General features: G+C 61.8%; 19 protein-coding genes and 1 pseudogene. 15 read left to right on the forward strand and 5 right to left on the reverse strand.

The window, feature by feature from the left end; translation table 11 throughout:
• Positions 1-11 precede the first annotated feature (11 nt).
• The 8 genes and pseudogenes from pstA (at position 12) to BMY68_RS15550 (ending at position 7,017) form a co-directional block, all read left to right on the forward strand.
• Entirely contained in the window at positions 12-1,682 is a 1,671-nt protein-coding gene (gene pstA, locus BMY68_RS15515; RefSeq protein WP_085532805.1) for a phosphate ABC transporter permease PstA, read from the forward strand.
• A gap of 92 nt (positions 1,683-1,774) precedes the next feature.
• Positions 1,775-2,608 carry a phosphate ABC transporter ATP-binding protein PstB gene (gene pstB / locus BMY68_RS15520; RefSeq protein ID WP_007928526.1) on the forward strand — a complete coding sequence of 278 codons (834 nt, stop codon included), beginning with the start codon at positions 1,775-1,777 and terminating at the stop codon, positions 2,606-2,608.
• Positions 2,609-2,680: 72 nt separating this feature from the next.
• Positions 2,681-3,442, forward strand: a complete 762-nt coding sequence (gene phoU / locus BMY68_RS15525) for a phosphate signaling complex protein PhoU (RefSeq protein ID WP_009041366.1) — start codon at positions 2,681-2,683, stop codon at positions 3,440-3,442.
• A gap of 167 nt (positions 3,443-3,609) precedes the next feature.
• Positions 3,610-4,572, forward strand: a complete 963-nt coding sequence (locus BMY68_RS15530; protein WP_053263131.1) for a response regulator — start codon at positions 3,610-3,612, stop codon at positions 4,570-4,572.
• Positions 4,573-4,967: 395 nt separating this feature from the next.
• A complete protein-coding gene (locus BMY68_RS15535) occupies positions 4,968-5,294 on the forward strand; it encodes a hypothetical protein (RefSeq protein WP_085532807.1) in 327 nt (108 codons plus the stop codon).
• 122 nt (positions 5,295-5,416) lie between these two features.
• Positions 5,417-5,740: pseudogene (locus BMY68_RS15540) on the forward strand (type II toxin-antitoxin system RelE/ParE family toxin); the annotation flags it as partial.
• A 4-nt stretch (positions 5,741-5,744) separates the two neighbouring features.
• Positions 5,745-6,059 (forward strand): helix-turn-helix domain-containing protein, encoded by a 315-nt coding sequence (locus BMY68_RS15545; protein WP_037004383.1) that lies wholly within the window; start codon positions 5,745-5,747, stop codon positions 6,057-6,059.
• A 61-nt stretch (positions 6,060-6,120) separates the two neighbouring features.
• On the forward strand, positions 6,121-7,017 hold the full coding sequence (locus BMY68_RS15550) for a peptidoglycan DD-metalloendopeptidase family protein (protein WP_085532809.1): 897 nt from the start codon (positions 6,121-6,123) through the stop codon (positions 7,015-7,017).
• A gap of 188 nt (positions 7,018-7,205) precedes the next feature.
• On the opposite strand, the gene BMY68_RS15555 is transcribed toward BMY68_RS15550, so the two are convergent.
• From BMY68_RS15555 to phoB, 3 genes are all read right to left on the reverse strand, one after another.
• On the reverse strand, positions 7,206-8,546 hold the full coding sequence (locus BMY68_RS15555) for a hemolysin family protein (protein ID WP_007930300.1): 1,341 nt from the start codon (positions 8,544-8,546) through the stop codon (positions 7,206-7,208).
• 116 nt (positions 8,547-8,662) lie between these two features.
• On the reverse strand, positions 8,663-9,955 hold the full coding sequence (gene phoR / locus BMY68_RS15560; RefSeq protein WP_239691108.1) for a phosphate regulon sensor histidine kinase PhoR: 1,293 nt from the start codon (positions 9,953-9,955) through the stop codon (positions 8,663-8,665).
• 80 nt (positions 9,956-10,035) lie between these two features.
• The gene (gene phoB, locus BMY68_RS15565) at positions 10,036-10,725 is read right to left on the reverse strand and encodes a phosphate regulon transcriptional regulator PhoB (RefSeq protein ID WP_007896474.1); all 690 of its coding nucleotides are present in this window, start codon (positions 10,723-10,725) and stop codon (positions 10,036-10,038) included.
• A gap of 151 nt (positions 10,726-10,876) precedes the next feature.
• On the opposite strand from phoB, the gene BMY68_RS15570 reads away from it, so the two are divergent.
• Positions 10,877-11,260 carry a COG4315 family predicted lipoprotein gene (locus BMY68_RS15570; protein WP_085532811.1) on the forward strand — a complete coding sequence of 128 codons (384 nt, stop codon included), beginning with the start codon at positions 10,877-10,879 and terminating at the stop codon, positions 11,258-11,260.
• 75 nt (positions 11,261-11,335) lie between these two features.
• On the opposite strand, the gene ubiA is transcribed toward BMY68_RS15570, so the two are convergent.
• Entirely contained in the window at positions 11,336-12,226 is an 891-nt protein-coding gene (gene ubiA / locus BMY68_RS15575) for a 4-hydroxybenzoate octaprenyltransferase (protein ID WP_009041359.1), read from the reverse strand.
• The gene (locus BMY68_RS15580; protein ID WP_009041358.1) at positions 12,226-12,789 is read right to left on the reverse strand and encodes a chorismate--pyruvate lyase family protein; all 564 of its coding nucleotides are present in this window, start codon (positions 12,787-12,789) and stop codon (positions 12,226-12,228) included. Before BMY68_RS15580 ends, ubiA begins: the two co-directional genes overlap by 1 nt.
• A 216-nt stretch (positions 12,790-13,005) precedes the next feature.
• On the opposite strand from BMY68_RS15580, the gene BMY68_RS15585 reads away from it, so the two are divergent.
• From BMY68_RS15585 to tssC, 6 genes are all read left to right on the forward strand, one after another.
• A complete protein-coding gene (locus BMY68_RS15585) occupies positions 13,006-13,173 on the forward strand; it encodes a rubredoxin (RefSeq protein ID WP_007930291.1) in 168 nt (55 codons plus the stop codon).
• 38 nt (positions 13,174-13,211) lie between these two features.
• On the forward strand, positions 13,212-14,360 hold the full coding sequence (locus tag BMY68_RS15590) for an NAD(P)/FAD-dependent oxidoreductase (protein ID WP_085532813.1): 1,149 nt from the start codon (positions 13,212-13,214) through the stop codon (positions 14,358-14,360).
• Positions 14,361-14,548: 188 nt separating this feature from the next.
• Positions 14,549-14,824 carry an HU family DNA-binding protein gene (locus tag BMY68_RS15595; protein ID WP_003213368.1) on the forward strand — a complete coding sequence of 92 codons (276 nt, stop codon included), beginning with the start codon at positions 14,549-14,551 and terminating at the stop codon, positions 14,822-14,824.
• A gap of 628 nt (positions 14,825-15,452) precedes the next feature.
• Positions 15,453-17,009 carry a type VI secretion system protein TssA gene (gene tssA, locus BMY68_RS15600; protein WP_009041356.1) on the forward strand — a complete coding sequence of 519 codons (1,557 nt, stop codon included), beginning with the start codon at positions 15,453-15,455 and terminating at the stop codon, positions 17,007-17,009.
• 33 nt (positions 17,010-17,042) lie between these two features.
• Complete coding sequence (tssB, locus tag BMY68_RS15605; RefSeq protein ID WP_007930286.1) at positions 17,043-17,546, forward strand: type VI secretion system contractile sheath small subunit; 504 nt, start codon at positions 17,043-17,045, stop codon at positions 17,544-17,546.
• Between the two features lie 29 nt (positions 17,547-17,575).
• Positions 17,576-19,051, forward strand: a complete 1,476-nt coding sequence (gene tssC, locus BMY68_RS15610) for a type VI secretion system contractile sheath large subunit (protein ID WP_009041355.1) — start codon at positions 17,576-17,578, stop codon at positions 19,049-19,051.
• Positions 19,052-19,053: the final 2 nt, after the last annotated feature.

Genomic DNA, 19,053 nt, shown 5'->3' on the forward strand with positions numbered 1-19,053 from the left:
GGTAGAAGTCTGTGAAACAGAACTCCCTGAATGGATGGTTCAAGAGCGGCGCCCCGGGCGTCTGGATCAGCGGTGGCGCGGTGTCCATCGCGGTCATCATGACTATCGGCCTGTTGGCGGTGATCGCCGTGCGCGGTCTGGGCCACTTCTGGCCGGCGGACCTGGTGCATGCCCACTACGACGTGCCGGGCCAGGCCAACCACCTGGTCATTGGCGAAGTGGTGCAGAAAGAAGAAGTGCCGCGGGCACGCCTCAAGAGCGCCGGCCTGCCGGTGCCGGACGAAGGCCCCGAGTTCATGACCCGCGAGCTGATCAAGGTCGGCAACCGTGACCTGAACGGCAACGACTTCACCTGGATCGTCGGCGACTGGCTGACCAACCAGACCACGCCGCCGGAGCTGATGGCCATCGAGCGGCGCGAGTGGGGCAACTTCTACGGCTATCTGGTCAACGTCAAGCAGGATGGCAAGGTCATCGCCGAAGGCGAAGCGGCCTGGCCGGAACTGCAGGCGCGCATCGAGCGAGTGAACAAGCTGGCGGCCCAGCTCAAGACCCTGGAGAAAGTCGACATCGGCGCGATCAACGCCGGTCTCGAGCGCATCCGCCTGCACGGTCGCAAGCTGGAATTGGACGGCAAGCTCGATGCCGCCGCCCAGGCCGACATGGAAAGCGAACGCGCCGAGCTGAACGCCCGTTACCAGGACGTCGAGGCCCGCCTGAGCGACCTGCACGCGCAGTTCAACCGTGACAGCCTCACCGCCCGCGACGCCAACGGCAAAGAGATCGAGATCAGCCTGGGCAAGGTGGTGCACGCCTACCAGCCGAACGCCATGGGCACCCTGACCAAGATGGGCTTCTACTTCAGCAAGGTCTGGGAGTTCCTCAGCGACGACCCACGTGAAGCCAACACCGAGGGCGGTATCTTCCCGGCGATCTTCGGTACCGTGATGATGACCCTGATCATGGCGATGATTGTCACCCCGTTCGGCGTGCTGGCCGCGGTGTACCTGCGTGAATACGCCAAGCAGAACACCCTGACCCGGGTGATCCGCATCGCGGTGAACAACCTGGCGGGCGTGCCGGCCATCGTCTACGGCGTGTTCGGCCTGGGTTTCTTCGTCTATGTGCTGGGCGGTTCCCTCGACCGCTTGTTCTTCCCCGAAGCGCTGCCGGCGCCGACCTTTGGTACCCCGGGCCTGCTCTGGGCTTCCCTGACCCTGGCGCTGCTGGCGGTGCCGGTGGTGATCGTGGCCACCGAGGAAGGCCTGGCGCGGATTCCCCGCACCGTGCGTGAAGGTTCCCTGGCCCTGGGCGCGACCAAGGCGGAAACCCTGTGGAAGATCGTACTGCCAATGGCCAGCCCGGCGATGATGACCGGCATGATCCTCGCGGTGGCCCGCGCCGCCGGTGAAGTGGCACCGCTGATGCTGGTGGGTGTGGTGAAACTGGCGCCGTCGCTGCCGGTGGACGGCAACTACCCATACCTGCACCTGGACCAGAAGATCATGCACCTGGGCTTCCATATCTATGACGTCGGCTTCCAGAGCCCGAACGTCGAGGCCGCGCGGCCGCTGGTGTACGCCACGGCGCTGCTGCTGGTGCTGGTGATCGCGACGCTCAACCTGTCGGCAGTGTGGATTCGTAACCACCTGCGCGAGAAATACAAGGCGCTGGATAGCTAAAGCCATTAGCCACAAGCGGCAAGCTACAAGCCGCTTTTGCTCAAACTTGCAGCTTGCAGCTAGAAGCTTGCAGCTACGAACGGAGTGAGATCATGCAACAAGAAGCACATACCCACGGCATCAACATGTCGGCCCTGGGCCGCGACAAGCAGAGCCTGAACCTGGACCAGGAAACCGTGGCCATCGAAGTCCCGGGCCTGAGCCTGTTCTACGGTGAGAAGCAGGCGCTGTTCGACGTCAGCATGAACATTCCGAAGCAGCGCGTGACCGCCTTCATCGGCCCGTCCGGCTGCGGCAAGTCGACCCTGCTGCGGACCTTCAACCGGATGAACGACCTGGTGGACGGCTGCCGCGTGGAAGGCGAGATCAACCTCTACGGCAACAACATCTACCGCAAGGGCGAAGACGTCGCCGAGCTGCGCCGCCGCGTGGGCATGGTGTTCCAGAAGCCCAACCCGTTCCCGAAAACCATCTACGAGAACGTGGTCTACGGCCTGCGCATCCAGGGCATCAACAAGAAGCGCATCCTCGACGAAGCCGTCGAGTGGGCCCTCAAGGGCGCGGCGCTGTGGGACGAGGTCAAGGATCGCTTGCATGAATCGGCACTCGGCCTGTCCGGTGGCCAGCAGCAGCGTCTGGTGATCGCCCGCACCATCGCCGTGGAACCGGAAGTGCTGCTGCTCGACGAACCGTGCTCGGCGCTCGATCCGATCTCCACCTTGAAGGTCGAAGAGCTGATCTACGAACTGAAATCGAAGTTCACCATTGTGATCGTGACCCACAACATGCAACAGGCCGCGCGTGTCTCCGACTACACGGCGTTCATGTACATGGGCAAACTGGTGGAATTCGGCGACACCGATACGCTGTTCACCAATCCGGCGAAGAAGCAGACCGAAGACTACATCACCGGTCGTTACGGCTAGGAAGCTGTTGTTGCTCACTGAACTGACGCTGCGGTCCACCGCACCTTACCGGACGCTCCAAGGACGCCAACCATGATTAGTAAAGAAGGCCTCACGCATCACATCTCCCAGCAGTTCAACGCCGAGCTCGAGGAGGTGCGCAGCCACCTCCTGGCGATGGGCGGGCTGGTCGAGAAACAAGTCAACGACGCCGTCACCGCGCTGATCGAAGCCGACTCGGGGCTCGCCCAGCAGGTGCGCGAGATCGACGACCAGATCAACCAGATGGAACGCAACATCGACGAAGAATGCCTGCGCATTCTCGCCCGTCGCCAGCCGGCGGCTTCCGACCTGCGCCTGATCATCAGCATCTCCAAATCGGTGATCGACCTGGAGCGCATCGGCGACGAATCGACCAAGATCGCCCGTCGCGCCATCCAGCTGTGCGAAGAAGGCGAAGCCCCGCGTGGCTATGTGGAAGTGCGGCATATCGGCGACCAGGTGCGCAACATGGTCCGCGATGCGCTGGATGCTTTTGCCCGCTTCGACGCCGACCTGGCGCTGTCGGTGGCCCAGTACGACAAGATCATCGACCGCGAGTACAAGACCGCGCTGCGCGAGCTGGCCACCTACATGATGGAAGATCCGCGCTCGATCTCGCGCGTTCTGAGCATCATCTGGGTCCTGCGCTCCCTGGAGCGGATCGGTGACCACGCGCGCAACATCTCGGAGCTGGTGATTTACCTGGTGCGTGGCACCGATGTGCGCCATCTGGGCCTGAAGCGGATGAAGGAAGAAGTTGAAGGCACCAGTGCCGAAACCGCTAATGTTCCGGGTGAAGCTGACGATAAGTAAGGTTGCCCGAGAGAAGCGCCCGGCCCTTTGGCCGGGCGTTTTCGTTTATGGGGATTTAACTTGAAAAGCAGCGCCCGCGAACGAAAAGTCCTGGCGTGACTGAAGAGTTTTGGCAAAGTGCCATCAGTAAAGCGTTATGCTAGCCGGGATTTTTAAAGGGGTGGTCGATGAGTAAGGTAAGTGTGTTGGTGGTGGATGACGCTTCGTTCATTCGTGACCTGGTGAAGAAGTGTCTGCGCAACTACTTCCCTGGCATCAAGATCGAGGACGCCATCAACGGCCGTAAAGCCCAGGCCCTGCTGGCCCGTGAAGCCTTCGACCTGGTCCTGTGCGACTGGGAAATGCCGGAAATGTCCGGCCTGGAGCTGCTGACCTGGTGCCGCGGCCAGGAAGCGATGAAGGCCATGCCGTTCATCATGGTCACCAGTCGCGGCGACAAGGAGAACGTGGTGCAGGCGATCCAGGCCGGCGTCTCCGGCTACGTCAGCAAGCCGTTCACCAACGAGCAGCTGCTGACCAAGGTCAAGCAGGCGCTGAACAAGGTCGGCAAGCTCGACACCCTGATGAACAGCGCGCCGACCAAGATGAACTCGGCGTTCGGCAATGACTCCCTGAGTGCCCTGACCGGCGGCAAGGCCGAAGTCATCGGTGCCGCGCCGGCGGCTGCGGCGGTCAATCCGTTTGCCAAGCCTGCCGTGGTGTCCGCTCCTGCTCCCGCCGCAGCCCCGTCCCGTGGGTTGCTCAACAGTCCGCCGGTGAAGGCGCCGGCTCCTGCCGCCGCTGCGTCTGCTGGTGGTCGTGGCCAGGGCCAGTTGCGCTTGCCCAGCGGTACCCAGCAGTGCGTGATCAAGGCGCTGAGTATCAAGGAGGCGCTGTTGGTGGTGAAGCGCACCGATACGCTGCCGCAGGTGCTCGACAGCGCCGTGCTGGACCTGGAGCAGGGCGACAATGCCGAAGTGGCGCGTTTGAACGGCTACCTGCATGCGGTGGTGGCCTATGAGCCGAAGCCGGACAGCGAGTGGTTGCAACTGACTTTCCGCTTCGTCGACCAGGATGCGCAGAAACTCGACTACATCTCCCGCCTGATCGCCCGCGGCACGGCGCAGAAACACTTCGTCCCCGGCGCCTGACGGGTTCCTGCCCGCTGTTTCGCGGGCAGCCACGTTTCCATAGGAGCGAGGCTTGCCCGCGATAGCGTCCGCTCTGACGCTGCATTCTCCGGACCGCTGGCCCCCGACCTTTCACATCCCCACACAATCCCTCGATTGCTTCCTTCTGGGCTCAAACCTAGGCTCTGGTTTGTCGCGGCCAATTCCGCGACCGGGTTTGGCGACTCGTGTTAATAGGCGTAACAGCGCCATGTATCATGTCGGGCATTTCGTGTTCGCCGTGTTATGGCGGCTGTGCGTGGGAGACCTTCGGGTCTGCCGGTTTTCCTATTTACCCGGTTCGCCAACCTGCGTACAGCTGCCACCCTATCGTTTGGCGACGATGGCTGACAGCTCCCAAAATAGGAGCGTTATCGATGTCCAAGCCAATTCCCCTCAAGTCCAACTCCGGCGACTCCCCCGTTCTGCTGATCAACCCGGATGCGTCGCTGGTCGATCTGCAGGCCAGTGCCAGTCTGCGTTTGAATGCGGCGCGAAACCTGCTGCAAACACTTTCCTGTACCACGCTTTTGCACGCTGATGAGGGTGATCTGGGGTGTGTCATTCAGGCGCTGTATCTGGTGTTGGGTGATGGTCGTGATGTGTTGCAGGCGGCGCAGAGCAAGGCGTTTGGTGGAGGGGGCAGTGGTTTGATGCCGTGTGTCCGATTCTCGGTTTTTCAGGTTGATTTATATCTGTACTGATATAGTTTGTGGTCTGTGCTTTTGGCTTTTCTTGTGCCTGGCCACGCTTTGAAACAACCCGGTCGCGCGCTGTGGCGGTCGGGTTGTTTAACCTCTCTGGGGTCAGTAACGGGAGAGGTTCGATGCCTAGGCACAAGGATGTGGTGTTTGTCGGGAGCGCGCTCCGGGACCTCCGGGCTTTTCCGCTGGATGCGCGAAGGGCCGCGGGTTTTCAGCTGGATCTGTTGCAGCAGGGCGAGCCGCCCTATGACTGCCGGTCGATGAAAACCGTGGGGCCTGGAGTGTTCGAGATCAGGATCAGTGAGGATTCAGGAGCGTTTCGGGTGTTTTACGTGGCCAACCGGCCCGCGGCCATTTATGTGCTGCATGCCATGCGCAAGACCACCCGCAAGACCGAAGCGCGGGACATCGAGCTGGCTCGGGCCAGACTTCAGGAGATAAGTTCACGCCATGACCGATCACATGCATACCGAGCGTTTCGCCAGTGTCTGGGACGCGCTCGAAGGTTCGCCCCAGGAAGCCGCCAATATGCGCCTGCGCTCCAAGCTCATGCTGGAGCTGGGCAAGACCATCAAGGCCTGGGGTGTTTCGCAGAAGGAGGCCGCCAGGCGGCTCAATATCACCCAGCCGCGGCTCAACGACGTGCTCAGCGGCAAGATCAACAAGTTTTCCCTGGATGCGCTGGTCAACCTCTCCGACGCCGCGCACCTGGGGGTCGATATCAGTTTCAGTCCGTCGGCAATGGAACCTCTGGTGCAGGGTTGATTCATACAAAGTCCACGTCGGGCTGCTAGCCTGATTTCAGGCTTTCCTCAGAATCTTGCCCATGTTCATGCACCTGCTGTTTTCCTGCGGTCTGTTGCTGGCTGCCACCTCGGCCATGGCCATGACCATCTACAAGTCCACCGACGCCAACGGCGTGGTGTCCTACAGCGACCGTCCGTCGCCGGGCGCCCAAGTGTTCGTGTTTCGCGATCGCATGGTCGAGCACCTGGAACGCCAGGTGCGTCTGGACGTCGAGAAGAGCTGGGGTATGGACAGCGTCTTTGTGCGTAACGACCTGTATGCGCCGGTGGAGATCGAGCTGGGGTTTACCGGCCTGAAGAATATCCGCAGTGCCCCCAGGCAGCCGATTCGCCGGGTACTGCCGGCCCGCAGCCGACAGCGCCTGGCGCAGCTCACGGCCATGCAGGCGGGCAAGCCGCTGATCTATGTCCCGCAGTTTCGTTACTCCCTGGGCGACCCTGCGGGCGCCGCCCAGGCCTATCGTTACCCGCTGCCCTGGCGTGGTGGCCCCTTTCGCCTGACCCAGGGCGCCAACGGCCGGTACAGCCATTTCGGCCCCAAGAGCCGCTATGCCATGGACATCGCCATGCCCGAGGGCACGCCGATCATCGCGGCGCGCGGCGGGGTGGTGGTGAAGACCGAGAACCGCCAGAGCGGGCGCGGCACCGACCCTTCCGGCAATTTCGTGCGGGTGTTGCACAACGACGGCACCATGGGGGTGTACCTGCACCTCAAGCGCGGCTCGGTAAAGGTGCGTGAAGGCCAGCAGGTCGTGGTGGGCAGCCCGCTGGCACTGTCGGGCAACACCGGCAACAGCAGCGGCCCGCACCTGCACTTCGTGGTGCAGCGCAATACGGGGCTGGGGCTGGTGTCGATTCCCTATCAGTTCAACCAGCCCATCGGCAGCCTGCCGAACTTCGCGCTGGGCAAGAAGTAGCCATGTAGCCGCTGCTGAAGGCCTTCAGCGATCTCAAGATCCTGCGCCCGCTTCGTCGGAGTGCCGCCGAGGTCGATCGCAGCCTTCGGCAGCGGCTACAGGGTGATCGGCGGAGTAGGTGATAATCGGGGGAGAGGGATCGCGAGCAATCGAGCGTCGATTACTCGCGATGGGGGCTCAGGCCTTGCTCAATCGAGCATCAACACCTTGGCCAGGACGATTTTCGGGCCTTTCATCTTCTTGATGATGATGCGCAGGCCTTCGACTTCCATGACCTCTTCTTCTTCCGGTACCCGTTTCAGGGTCTCGTAGACCAGGCCGGCGAGGGTTTCGGCCTCGATATGGTCCAGGTCGATGCCCAGCAGGCGTTCCACCTTGAACAGCGGGGTATCGCCGCGCACCAGCAACTTGCCGGGCTGGTAGGCGAGGATGCCGCGCTCGGCCTTGCGGTGTTCGTCCTGGATATCGCCGACCAGCACTTCCAGCACGTCTTCCATGGTCAGGTAGCCGATGATCTTGCCGTCGGCTTCTTCCACCAGGGCGAAGTGCGAACCGCCTTTACGGAACTGTTCCAGCAGCTGCGACAGCGGCATGTGCCGGGAAACGCGCTCCAGCGGGCGGGTGAGCTCGGCCAGGTTGAACGATTCGGGGATGTGGTCCAGCGCCGCCAGTTCCAGCAGCAGGTCCTTGATGTGCAGCAGGCCGACGAATTCGTTGCGCTCGCTGTCGTAGACCGGGTAGCGGCTGAACTTGTGGCGGCGGAACAGGGCGAGGATTTGCTTCAGCGGCGCGTTGAACTCCACGCTGATCAGGTCTTCCCGGGAGTTGGCCCAGTCCACCACTTCCAGCTCGCCCATTTCCACGGCCGAGGCCAGTACGCGCATGCCCTGGTCGCTAGGGTCCTGGCCTCGGCTGGAGTGCAGGATCAGCTTCAGTTCTTCGCGGCTGTAGTGGTGCTCGTGATGCGGGCCGGGCTCGCCCTGGCCGGCGATGCGCAGGATGGTGTTGGCGCTGGCGTTGAGCAGGTAGATCGCCGGGTACATCAGCCAGTAGAACAGGTACAGCGGCACCGCCGTCCACAGCGACAACAGCTCGGGCTTGCGGATGGCCCAAGACTTGGGCGCCAGCTCGCCGACCACGATGTGCAGGTAGGAAATGATGAAGAAGGCGGTAAAGAACGACACGCCCTTGACCACTTCCGCCGAATCCACGCCCACGGCGCTGAGCAGCGGCGCCAGCAAATGCGCGAAGGCCGGCTCACCGACCCAGCCCAGGCCAAGGGAGGCCAGGGTGATCCCCAACTGGCACGCGGAAAGGTAGGCATCCAGCTGGCTGTGGACGGTGCGCAGGATCTGCCCGCGCCAGCCGTTCTTGTGGGCGATGGCCTCGACCCGGGTCGAGCGCAGTTTGACCATGGCGAACTCGGCGGCTACGAAAAAGCCGTTGAGCAGAACCAGGAGCAGTGCAAAAAGAATCATGCCGAAGTCGGCGAAAAGAGACGCGAGGGTAAAACCAGGGGAAGGGTCCATGATGGAGTTTTGCGGGTTCCGTGTATTCGAAAAAGAGAGAAATGCGCGGCGCAATGGCCGGCGCAAGCCAGCCAATGTAGCGGCTGGCAGGGCGATTGCCTAGTGGCGCGTGGCTGTCACCGCTGGTCGGTCAGGGTGTCGGTACGCAATCTTTTCACCTGGGCCGGGGCGAAATGGCAGGTAAAAGTGCTGCCGTGGCCCGGCACGCTGCTGATCTCCAGGCGCGCCCGATGGCGCAGCAGCACATGCTTGACGATGGCCAGGCCCAGGCCGGTGCCGCCGGTGTTGGAGTTGCGGCTGGAGTCGACCCGGTAGAAGCGTTCGGTCAGGCGTGGCAAGTGCTTGCTGTCGATGCCGATCCCCGAGTCCTGCACGCTCAGGTGCGCGCCTTGCTCGTCGCCCCACCAGCGGATGCGGATGTTGCCCTCGGCCGGGGTGTATTTCACGGCGTTGAACACCAGGTTGGAAAAGGCGCTGCGCAGTTCCGCCTCGCTGCCCTTGAGCAGGACCTGCGCGTCGGCTTCCAGGGTGATGCGCTGGTTGCGCTCCCCGGACAGCGCCTGGGCATCGCTCTTGATCGACTGCAGCAGCACGTCGATCGGCACCGGCTGGTTGTCCGACGGGTAGTCGGTGGCTTCCAGCTTGGCCAACAGCAGCAGGTCGTTGAGCAGGGTCTGCATGCGCCCGCCTTGCTGCTGCATCTGCTGCAGGGCGCGGCTCCAGCGCGGATTCACTTCCTCGACGTTGTCGAGCAGGGTTTCCAGGTAGCCGCAGATCACCGTCAGCGGCGTGCGCAACTCGTGGGAGACGTTGGCGATGAAGTCCTTGCGCATCTGTTCCAACTGGTGGATGCGGGTCACGTCGCGCACCAGCATCAGGTGTTCGTTGTTGCCGTAGCGGGTGATGTACAGCTGGATGCGGACCCGGTCGTTGGTCGGCGAGGGGATTTCCAGTGGCTCGTTGTAATTGTCCTGCTCGAAATATTCCTTGAAGCGCGGATGGCGCACCAGGTTGGTCACCGGCTGGCCGCTGTCCTGCGGGGTCTTCAGGCCCAACAGGGTTTCCGCGGCGCGGTTCCACCATTCCAGGTTGCCGTCGCTGTCGAGCATGATCACCGCGTCTTTCAGCGCCGCGGTGGACTCCTGGACCCGGTCGATCACCGCTTGCAGGCGCCCGCGCACCCGTTGGTCGCGGCGTTGCAGGTGGTAGATGCTGTCGAACACCTCGCCCCACAGGCCGTAGCCATCGGGCGGTGCTTCATCGGGTTGGTGCAGGCGCAGCCATTCGTGCAGGCGCAGCAGTTGCTTGAGGGTCCAGGCCAGGTAGATCCCCAGGCCGATGGCCAGGCTCCAGCCGTAGTAACCGCTGATCAGGCCCACCAGCAGGCAGCCGGTGACCAATAGCAGCATGTGGCGAATCAGGGTGCCATGCCAGTTCTGGTTCACTTAACACGCGTCCTTGTAAGCGTCTGGCGAATAAGGGGCCGGCTTCAGGCCTTGGTGGAAAAACGGTAGCCGGTGCCGCGCACGGTTTGTACCAGATTCTCGTAGGCATCGCCCAAGGCTTTGCGCAGGCGGCGGATATGCACGTCGACGGTACGCTCTTCGACATAGACGTTGCCGCCCCAGACCTGGTCCAGCAACTGGCCGCGGGTGTAGGCGCGCTCCTGGTGGGTCATGAAAAATTGCAGCAGGCGGTATTCGGTCGGGCCCATCTCGGCCGGTTTGCCGTCGATGGTCACGCGGTGGCTGATCGGGTCCAGCAGCAGGCCGCCGACTTCGATCGGTGCCTCGCCGTCGGTCGGGCCAGCGCGGCGCAGCACGGCCTTGAGGCGCGCGACCAGCTCGCGAGGGGAGAATGGCTTGGTGATGTAGTCGTCGGCGCCGACTTCCAGGCCCTGGATCTTGTTGTCCTCTTCGCCCTTGGCGGTGAGCATGATGATCGGGATGTCCCCGGTCAGCTCATCGCGTTTCAGGCGCCGCGCCAGTTCGATGCCGGAGGTGCCGGGCAGCATCCAGTCGAGCAGGATCAGGTCGGGCTTGCGGTCGACGATGATGGCATGGGCCTGCTGGGAGTTCTCCGCCTCCAGGCAGTCGTAGCCGGCCATTTCCAACGCAACGGCGATCATTTCGCGAATGGGCGCTTCGTCGTCAACGATCAGAATGCTCCTGCCAACCATGCTTAATCCTCTTGTCATTTAACTGTCTTGCGCCGCATTAGATAACGGAATTATTGCAGTCGTGTGACAGTATTTTAGGTGCTGGTGCGAGGGCTGCATTCGTGGACTAAGCTTTGGGTCCGAATCCTGACAACCACCAAAGAAGGTTTCCATGACTCAACTCACGCAATCCTGGAAAGCCCTGTTGCTGAGCGCTGCGCTGGCCCTGCCGGGGCTGGCGTTCGCTGCGGAACCGGCGATGACCAAAGACGGCATGTTCGTCGATCACAAGGGCATGACCTTGTACACCTTTGCCAAGGACGCCGGCGGCAAGTCCATGTGCAACGACAAGTGCGCCGCCAACTGGCCGCCGCTGATGGCCGCCAGCGGCGACAAGGCGATGGGCGAGTGGACCGTCATCAAGCGTGACGACGGCTCCATGCAGTGGGCCTACGACGGCAAGCCGCTGTACACCTTCGTGATGGACAAGAAAGCCGGTGACATGACCGGCGACGGCAAGATGGATGGCGCCTGGAAAGTAGCCAAGCCTGATTGATCGTAGTGTTTCTTCGCGGGCCAGCCTCGCTCCTACAGAAACGGTAGGTATGAGGCTGGCCTGCGATAACGGTCCTCAGCGAACGGCGTAATCCACGACTATCCCCAGGAAAATCGCCAATCCCGCCCAGTGGTTATGCAGGAAGGCCTTGAAGCACTTCATCCGGTCGCGATCGCGGGTGTACCAGAACTCCCAGGCAAAACACCCGGCTGCCACCAGCAGGCCCAGGTGGAACCAGATACCCAACTCGAAACGCGCGCCCGCCAGCAGCAGGCACACCAGCGCCAGGCCCTGCAGGGTAAGGATTATTACCCGGTCGGCGTCGCCGAACAGGATCGCGGTGGATTTCACCCCGATCTTCAGGTCGTCGTCGCGGTCGGTCATTGCGTAATAGGTGTCATAACCCACGGTCCACAGCAGGTTGGCGATGTATAGCAGCCAGGCGGTGGCCGGCAGCTCGCCGGTCTCGGCGGTAAAGGCCATCGGGATGCCCCAGGAGAACGCCGCGCCCAGCACCACTTGCGGGTAATAGGTGTAGCGCTTCATGAAGGGGTAGCTGGCCGCCAGGGCCAGGCCGCCCAGCGACAGCCAGATGGTCGCCGCGTTGGTGCACAGCACCAGCAGGAAGCTGATGAACATCAACACGGCGAAGAACACCAGGGCTTCCCTGGAGCTGATCTTGCCGCTGACCAGCGGGCGCTGTTCGGTGCGTTTCACATGGCCGTCGACCTTGCGGTCGGCCCAGTCGTTGATCACGCAGCCACCGGCCCGGGTGAGGGTCACGCCAAGGACGAAAATCACGATATTGGCCAGCGAAGGCGAGCCTTTGCCGGCAATCCACAGGGCCCAGAGGGTCGGCCAGAGCAGCAGGTAGATGCCGATCGGCTTGTCCATGCGGGTCAGCTGGATAAAGTCCCAGGCGCGCGGATTCAGGCGGTTGAGGGATTTGAGCAGGCTCTGATACATCAGCGGTTCTCCGGCTGGGCGCTGACGGCGCTCCACAGGGACGGCAGGAAGATTTCGGCGACCAGCACGCTCAGGGCTGCGCGATCGAAGCGCGAACGGCGGGCCCAGAGGTCGTCGGCCTGCACCTCGTCGGGCAGCCACGGGCGTGGGTAATGGCAGACCTCGATGGGGCGGCGCTGAAAGGCCTGGTCACAGAACAGCAGTTCGCCCAGCGAGCGGCTACCCAGTTCGTCCATGTTCAGCCCGCCGTCCTGCAGGGCGCTGCGGGCCGCCACGCTGCGGGCGAATACCCAGGCCTGGCCGTGACCGCGTAGATACACCTCGCGTACCCAGCCCTGGCTGCCTGGCTGCAGGTCCAGCGCGGCGCATTCGTCGGCGCGCAGGGGCTGCCAGCCCTCGACCAGCGGCGTCACGCTGAAGCCGTCGTTGGAGAGACGGGTCAGGCGCCGGGTCAGCGAACCTTCATCGAACAGCCAGTCGAGGGTCTGTGCGTCGGGGAGGGGCGTCAGCCGGCTTTGCGAGAGCCAGTCCGGGGTGGAAAATGCAGAGATTGAGTGCGGCACAGTGGGTCATTATTGGCAGCAAATGAGGCCGCGAGCTTAGCATGGCGCCAGGCGATTTTGCCGCAATGGAGCGGCCGCCCGCAGCGAACGTGCTTGCATCCGTCGGTGCTCATCAGTACAAAACGCGCTGGGCCGGACGCGCCCCCTGGCGTCATCCAGAGTCGATTCATCGACCATCCCGCCGGCAACAGCCTGAGAACCTGAGGAAACGCGTAAATGAAAAAGTGGCAATGTGTGGTCTGTGGCCTGATCTACAACGAGGCTGATGGCTGGCCGGACGACGGAATCTTGCCCGGTACCCGCTGGGAAGACGTGCCTGAAGACTGGCTCTGCCCGGATTGCGGCGTCGGCAAAATGGATTTCGAAATGATCGAAATCGGCTGATCACACCCTGTGATCCCCTGAACCTGAAGGAGTAAGGAATGAACGCACCTGTCGTCATCGTGGGCACCGGGCTGGCCGGCTACAACCTGGCTCGAGAGTTTCGCAAGCTCGATAGCGAAACGCCGCTGCTGCTGATCACCGCGGATGATGGACGTTCCTATTCCAAGCCGATGCTTTCCACCGGTTTTGGCAAGAACAAGGAAGCCGACGGCCTGAGCATGGCCGAACCCGGCGCCATGGCCGAGCAGTTGAAGGCCGAGGTGCGCACCCATACTCGCATCAGCGGCATCGACCCTGGCCACAAGCGCCTGTGGATTGGCGAAGAAGCGGTGAACTACCGCGACCTGATCCTGGCCTGGGGCGCGGAAACCGTACGTGTACCGGTGGAGGGCGACGCTGGTGAGCTGGTCTTCCCGATCAACGATCTGGAAGACTACGCACGCTTTCGCGCGGCCGCGGCCGGCAAGCGCCGGGTGCTGCTGCTGGGCGCCGGCCTGATCGGCTGCGAGTTCGCCAACGACCTGATCCTCGGCGGTTATGCAGTGAACCTGGTGGCACCCTGCGAGCAGGTCATGCCGACGCTGCTGCACCCTGCGGCCGCCGCCGCGGTGCAGGCCGGGCTGGAAAGCCTGGGCGCGCGCTTCCACCTGGGGCCGGTGCTCAATCGCTTGCAGCGCACGGCGGATGGCCTGGAGGCGCATCTGTCCGATGGTGAGGTGATTGCCTGCGACCTGGTGGTGTCGGCGATCGGCCTGCGTCCGCGTATCGACCTGGCCGCCGCCGCGGGGTTAATGGTCAACCGTGGAGTGGTGGTGGACCGGCATCTCAAGACCTCCCACGCCAACATTTATGCCTTGGGCGACTGCGCCGAGGTCGATGGGCTGAATCTGTTGTACGTCATGCCCCTGATGAGCTGTGCGCGAGCGCTGGCGCAGACCCTGGCGGGTAACCCGACGGCAGTCAGCTATGGCCCGATGCCGATCACCGTGAAAACCCCGGTCTGCCCGTTGGTGGTTTCGCCACCGCCACGCGGCCTGGAAGGCGCGTGGACGGTCGAAGGGCAGGGCGCCGACATCAAGGCGCTGTGCCGCGATGCCAGCGGCAAACTGCTGGGTTATGCGCTGACCGGGGCCGCGGTCATGGACAAACTGGCCCTGAACAAAGAGCTTCCCGGCTTGTTGGCCTAAATACCGGTCGTTCTGTCGGAATAATCATGTGTTTGCCACTACAAAGGTTGCGCAGAGACTGGCGCCACTCCTAACTGCGTGCCATCCTCACACCCGTCTGCCGCAGAGTAGAGCCTGCGGCGCCTTGGGCGCTGTTCCGGAAGAACAGCACGGACATAACAACAAAAAACCGTCAAAGAGGCTTCACTATGCGTAAACCAGAACTCGCCGCTGCAATTGCTGAAAAAGCGGATCTGACCAAAGAACAAGCCAACCGCGTTCTCAATGCTGTTCTCGAAGAAATCACCGGCGCCCTGCATCGCAAAGACAGCGTCACCCTGGTAGGTTTTGGAACCTTCCTGCAGCGTCACCGTGGCGCCCGTACCGGCAAGAACCCGCAAACCGGTGAGCCGGTGAAGATCAAGGCCAGCAACACCGTAGCCTTCAAGCCAGGCAAATCGCTGAAAGACAGCGTCAATCCATAACTGTTACAAACTCCCTCGATAGCAGGGAGAACCGTATTGAAAAATGGGCAAGCCGATAATTCGGATGCCCATTTTTTATGGATGGTTGTTCGGCATATAAAGAATGGGAATGCATGCAGCAAGTTTCGCGAGGAACTACATCTGTATTACTCAGAAAACATACAGACTGTTTGATGGCAAACTATCGTCTTGAATGCCATCATATTGGTGGCACTTTACAAAGTTAGGGGCGTCCGCGACTGCACTCTTTCATAAAAGTTCAGAATTAGGATTTATTTCCGTACCTGGCACTTTCGATTCTGCCTGGCATTACCCTTAATCATTGAATCGCTCTCTGGTTTATATCGCGCAAGGCTCTGGCCCGCGGCTTATGGCGTTACTGGTTGGAATAGGGATTCCGCTGGTTGTCTAGGGGGAAACCCTGCCAAATATAAGGCAATCTCTTACGAACAGCCGATGACAGTTCGTCTTGTCGTTTGAAGGGATGCTTGCTAGTGGCCATCATACTGATTACGATGCGCGCTCTTGAAAGAGCAGGCTCAATTGGATGAGTACTCTCTTCGATACTGTCCAGCCCGCGAAAAAAGTCTCGCGTGCGTATAGACCGTAATCTCAAAAAAGGCCATGGATGTCCTACTCAAGTAAACTTTCTGCCCATTACCTCGAACTCGCCAAAGCCTCTGTTTCCAAAGAGAGTTTTGCGGGCGAGGACGTTCGCTTCTCCAGCGAATACGAGGCACTGGAAAGTGAGCTGGGCAAAGCCCAATCCATGCACGAAAGCGGTCAGATCGACTGGCTGAAAATCCTCGAAAACAGTGAAGCGCTGCTGCGTACCCAGTCCAAGGATCTGCGGGTGGCCGCCTGGCTCACCTGGGCGCTGTATCAGCGTGAATCCTTCCCCGGCCTGCTGGCCGGCCTTGGTCTTCTGCAGCACCTGTGCGAACAGCATTGGGCGCAGATCCACCCCGCCAAACTGCGTACCCGGGCTGCCGCCATCGGCTGGCTGGTGCCGCGTCTCGAGCAGGTGCTGGGCGAAAACATCGCGATCAAGGAGCAACTGCCACTGTTCCGCCGCCTGGTGGAACACCTGGAAGGGCTCGACGCCGCGCTCACCGAGCATCTGGGTGACAACGCGCCCTTGCTGCTGCCGATCTGTCGGCGGCTGTCGACCATGGTCCAGCGCGCCGCCGACAACCAGCCAGAACCTGGCGCCGTGGGCGCGGTGGTGGCCCAGGTCAAGCAGGCCGCGACCCAGCTGTTCACGCCTGGCGCGCCGATCGACAACGAGAAGGAAGCGCAGAAGGCCCTGCGTGCGATGCAGGAAAACGCCCGTCCACTGAGCGCCTGGTGGCTCAAGCAGAAGGCCACTGACGTACGCGCCCTGCGCCTGAACCGCACCATGCTGTGGTTGCCCATCGATGCCGTCCCGGAGCGCAACGCCGAGCAGATCACTGCGTTGCGCGGGCTGCCGGCCGACAAGCTCAAGACCTACCAGGAGCGTTTTGCCAATGGGCAATACGCCGACCTGTTGGTGGAGCTCGAAGCCAGCCTGGCCAGGGCGCCGTTCTGGTTCGACGGCCAGCGCATGGTCTGGGAATGCCTGCAGGGGCTGAACGCCGACCAGGCGATGCGCGAAGTGGAGTTTCACTTCGCGCTCCTGTTGCAGCGCCTGCCGGGGGTGGTCGAGTTGCGTTTCCACGACGGCGCGCCTTTCGCCGACCCGGCCACCCGCGGCTGGATCAGCGCCCACGTCATGCCCCATCTGCAAAGCGCCAGCGCGCCGCGCAAGGTCGAAGCGACCGCCAGCCAGCCGGCCTGGGAAGAAGCCCTCGAAGAGGTCTTGCCGATCCTGCGCAAGGACGGCCTCAAGGCCGCCGTGCAGATCCTCAAGCAAGGCCTGCAGAACGCCCATGGTGGGCGGGTGAGGTTTTTCTGGCAGTTCAGCCTGGCGCGGCTGTGCTTCATGGCCAAGAAATACGAGCTGGCCAAGACCCAGCTCGAAACCCTCGATCAAGAATTACTGAGCTCGGGCCTGCATGCCTGGGAGCCGGATCTTGCGTTGGAAGTGCTGCACCTCCTGCATAGCTGCTGTGAGTTGTTGCCGCAGAACCACGCAGTGCGAGAACGCAAGGAAGAGATTTATCGCAGGCTGTGCCACCTCGACCTCGAAGTGGTACTCGAATAGGCCCCAGGGCCAACAACCGCAAGGAGAAAAGCCATGGCCAAAGAAGGCTCGGTAGCCCCCAAGGAACGCATCAACGTCACCTTCAAACCCGCCACCGGCGGTGCTCAGGAAGAGATTGAACTGCCGTTGAAGCTACTGGCAATCGGTGATTACACCCAGCGCGTGGACGAGCGCAAAGTGGAAGACCGCAAGCCGATCAGCATCGACAAAATGACGTTCGACGAAGTGCTGGCCAAGCAGGAGCTGAGCCTGACGCTGAGCGTGCCTAACCGTCTTCAGGAAGAGGGCGACACTGAAGAGCTGGCGGTCAAGCTGCGCGTCAACTCGATGAAGGACTTCAACCCGGCCAGCCTGGTCGAGCAAGTGCCTGAGCTGAAAAAACTGATGGAACTGCGCGACGCGCTGGTGGCCCTCAAGGGTCCGCTGGGTAACGCCCCTGCATTCCGTAAAGCCATCGAAGGCGTACTCGCCGACGACGAATCGCGCGGTCGTGTACTCGGTGAGCTGGGCCTGAACGCCGCAGCCACCGAAGCCTGAGTCTCTATCAGTCAAGGAAGCCAAACACTATGAGCACTAGTGCAGCACAACAGAAAAGCAACGAGAACGGCGAGTACAGCATTCTCGACAGCATCATCGCCGAAACCCGCCTGACTCCGGACGACGAAGCCTACGACATCGCCAAGCGCGGCGTGTCGGCCTTCATCGAAGAGCTGCTCAAGCCTCAGAACAATGGCGAGCCAGTCAAGAAGGCCATGGTTGACCGCATGATCGCCGAGATCGATGCCAAGCTCAGCCGCCAGATGGACGAAATCCTCCACCACGAAGACTTCCAGTCCCTGGAATCGGCCTGGCGTGGCCTGCAGTTGCTGGTCGACCGCACCAACTTCCGCGAAAACATCAAGATCGAAATCCTCAACGTCTCCAAGCAGGACCTGCTGGACGACTTCGAAGATTCGCCGGAAGTGATGCAGTCTGGCCTGTACAAGCACATCTACACCGCTGAATACGGCCAGTTCGGTGGCCAGCCGGTGGGCGCGATCATCGCCAACTACTTCATGTCGCCAAGCTCGCCAGACGTGAAGCTGATGCAGTACGTGTCCAGCGTTGCCTGCATGTCCCACGCGCCGTTCATCGCCGCGGCCGGTCCGAAATTCTTCGGTCTGGAAAGCTTCACCGGCCTGCCGGACCTGAAGGATCTGAAAGATCACTTCGAAGGCCCGCAATTCGCCAAATGGCAGAGCTTCCGCCAGTCGGAAGACTCGCGCTACATCGGCCTGACCGTACCGCGCTTTCTGCTGCGCAACCCGTACGATCCGGAAGAGAACCCGGTCAAATCCTTCGTCTACAAGGAAACCGTTGCCAACAGCCACGAGCATTACCTGTGGGGCAACACCGCGTACGCGTTCGGTACCAAGCTGACCGACAGCTTCGCCAAGTTCCGCTGGTGCCCGAACATCATCGGCCCGCAGAGCGGTGGCGCGGTGGAAGACCTGCCGCTGCACCACTTCGAAAGCATGGGCGAAATCGAAACCAAGATCCCGACCGAGGTACTGGTCAGCGACCGTCGTGAATACGAACTGGCCGAGGAAGGCTTCATCTCCCTGACCATGCGCAAAGGCAGCGACAACGCGGCGTTCTTCTCCGCCAGCTCGGTGCAGAAGCCGAAGTTCTTCGGCATCAGCGCCGAAGGCAAGGCCGCGGAGCTGAACTACAAGCTCGGCACCCAACTGCCGTACATGATGATCGTCAACCGCCTGGCTCACTACCTCAAAGTGCTGCAGCGCGAGCAACTCGGTTCGTGGAAAGAACGTACCGACCTCGAGCTGGAACTCAACAAGTGGATCCGCCAGTACGTCGCCGACCAGGAAAACCCGAGCGCCGAAGTGCGTGGCCGTCGTCCGCTGCGCGCCGCGCAGATCATTGTCAGCGATGTGGAAGGTGAGCCGGGCTGGTATCGCGTCAGTCTGAATGTGCGCCCGCACTTCAAGTACATGGGTGCCGATTTCACCCTGTCGCTGGTTGGCAAGCTGGACAAAGAGTAACC

The sequence above is a fragment of the Pseudomonas sp. NFACC41-3 genome (assembly GCF_900109505.1).
Taxonomy (GTDB): domain Bacteria; phylum Pseudomonadota; class Gammaproteobacteria; order Pseudomonadales; family Pseudomonadaceae; genus Aquipseudomonas; species Aquipseudomonas chlororaphis.

Bases quoted from the DNA above. Each gene is read 5' to 3' on its own strand.
- pstB (WP_007928526.1), top strand. From the start codon at position 1,775: ATGCAACAAGAAGCACATACCCACGGCATCAACATGTCGGCCCTGGGC.
- phoU (WP_009041366.1), top strand. From the start codon at position 2,681: ATGATTAGTAAAGAAGGCCTCACGCATCACATCTCCCAGCAGTTCAAC.
- BMY68_RS15530 (WP_053263131.1), top strand. From the start codon at position 3,610: ATGAGTAAGGTAAGTGTGTTGGTGGTGGATGACGCTTCGTTCATTCGT.
- BMY68_RS15535 (WP_085532807.1), top strand. From the start codon at position 4,968: ATGTCCAAGCCAATTCCCCTCAAGTCCAACTCCGGCGACTCCCCCGTT.
- BMY68_RS15545 (WP_037004383.1), top strand. From the start codon at position 5,745: ATGACCGATCACATGCATACCGAGCGTTTCGCCAGTGTCTGGGACGCG.
- BMY68_RS15550 (WP_085532809.1), top strand. From the start codon at position 6,121: ATGTTCATGCACCTGCTGTTTTCCTGCGGTCTGTTGCTGGCTGCCACC.
- BMY68_RS15555 (WP_007930300.1), bottom strand. From the start codon at position 8,546: ATGGACCCTTCCCCTGGTTTTACCCTCGCGTCTCTTTTCGCCGACTTC.
- phoR (WP_239691108.1), bottom strand. From the start codon at position 9,955: ATGCTGCTATTGGTCACCGGCTGCCTGCTGGTGGGCCTGATCAGCGGT.
- phoB (WP_007896474.1), bottom strand. From the start codon at position 10,725: ATGGTTGGCAGGAGCATTCTGATCGTTGACGACGAAGCGCCCATTCGC.
- BMY68_RS15570 (WP_085532811.1), top strand. From the start codon at position 10,877: ATGACTCAACTCACGCAATCCTGGAAAGCCCTGTTGCTGAGCGCTGCG.
- ubiA (WP_009041359.1), bottom strand. From the start codon at position 12,226: ATGTATCAGAGCCTGCTCAAATCCCTCAACCGCCTGAATCCGCGCGCC.
- BMY68_RS15585 (WP_007930291.1), top strand. From the start codon at position 13,006: ATGAAAAAGTGGCAATGTGTGGTCTGTGGCCTGATCTACAACGAGGCT.
- BMY68_RS15590 (WP_085532813.1), top strand. From the start codon at position 13,212: ATGAACGCACCTGTCGTCATCGTGGGCACCGGGCTGGCCGGCTACAAC.
- BMY68_RS15595 (WP_003213368.1), top strand. From the start codon at position 14,549: ATGCGTAAACCAGAACTCGCCGCTGCAATTGCTGAAAAAGCGGATCTG.
- tssA (WP_009041356.1), top strand. From the start codon at position 15,453: ATGTCCTACTCAAGTAAACTTTCTGCCCATTACCTCGAACTCGCCAAA.
- tssB (WP_007930286.1), top strand. From the start codon at position 17,043: ATGGCCAAAGAAGGCTCGGTAGCCCCCAAGGAACGCATCAACGTCACC.
- tssC (WP_009041355.1), top strand. From the start codon at position 17,576: ATGAGCACTAGTGCAGCACAACAGAAAAGCAACGAGAACGGCGAGTAC.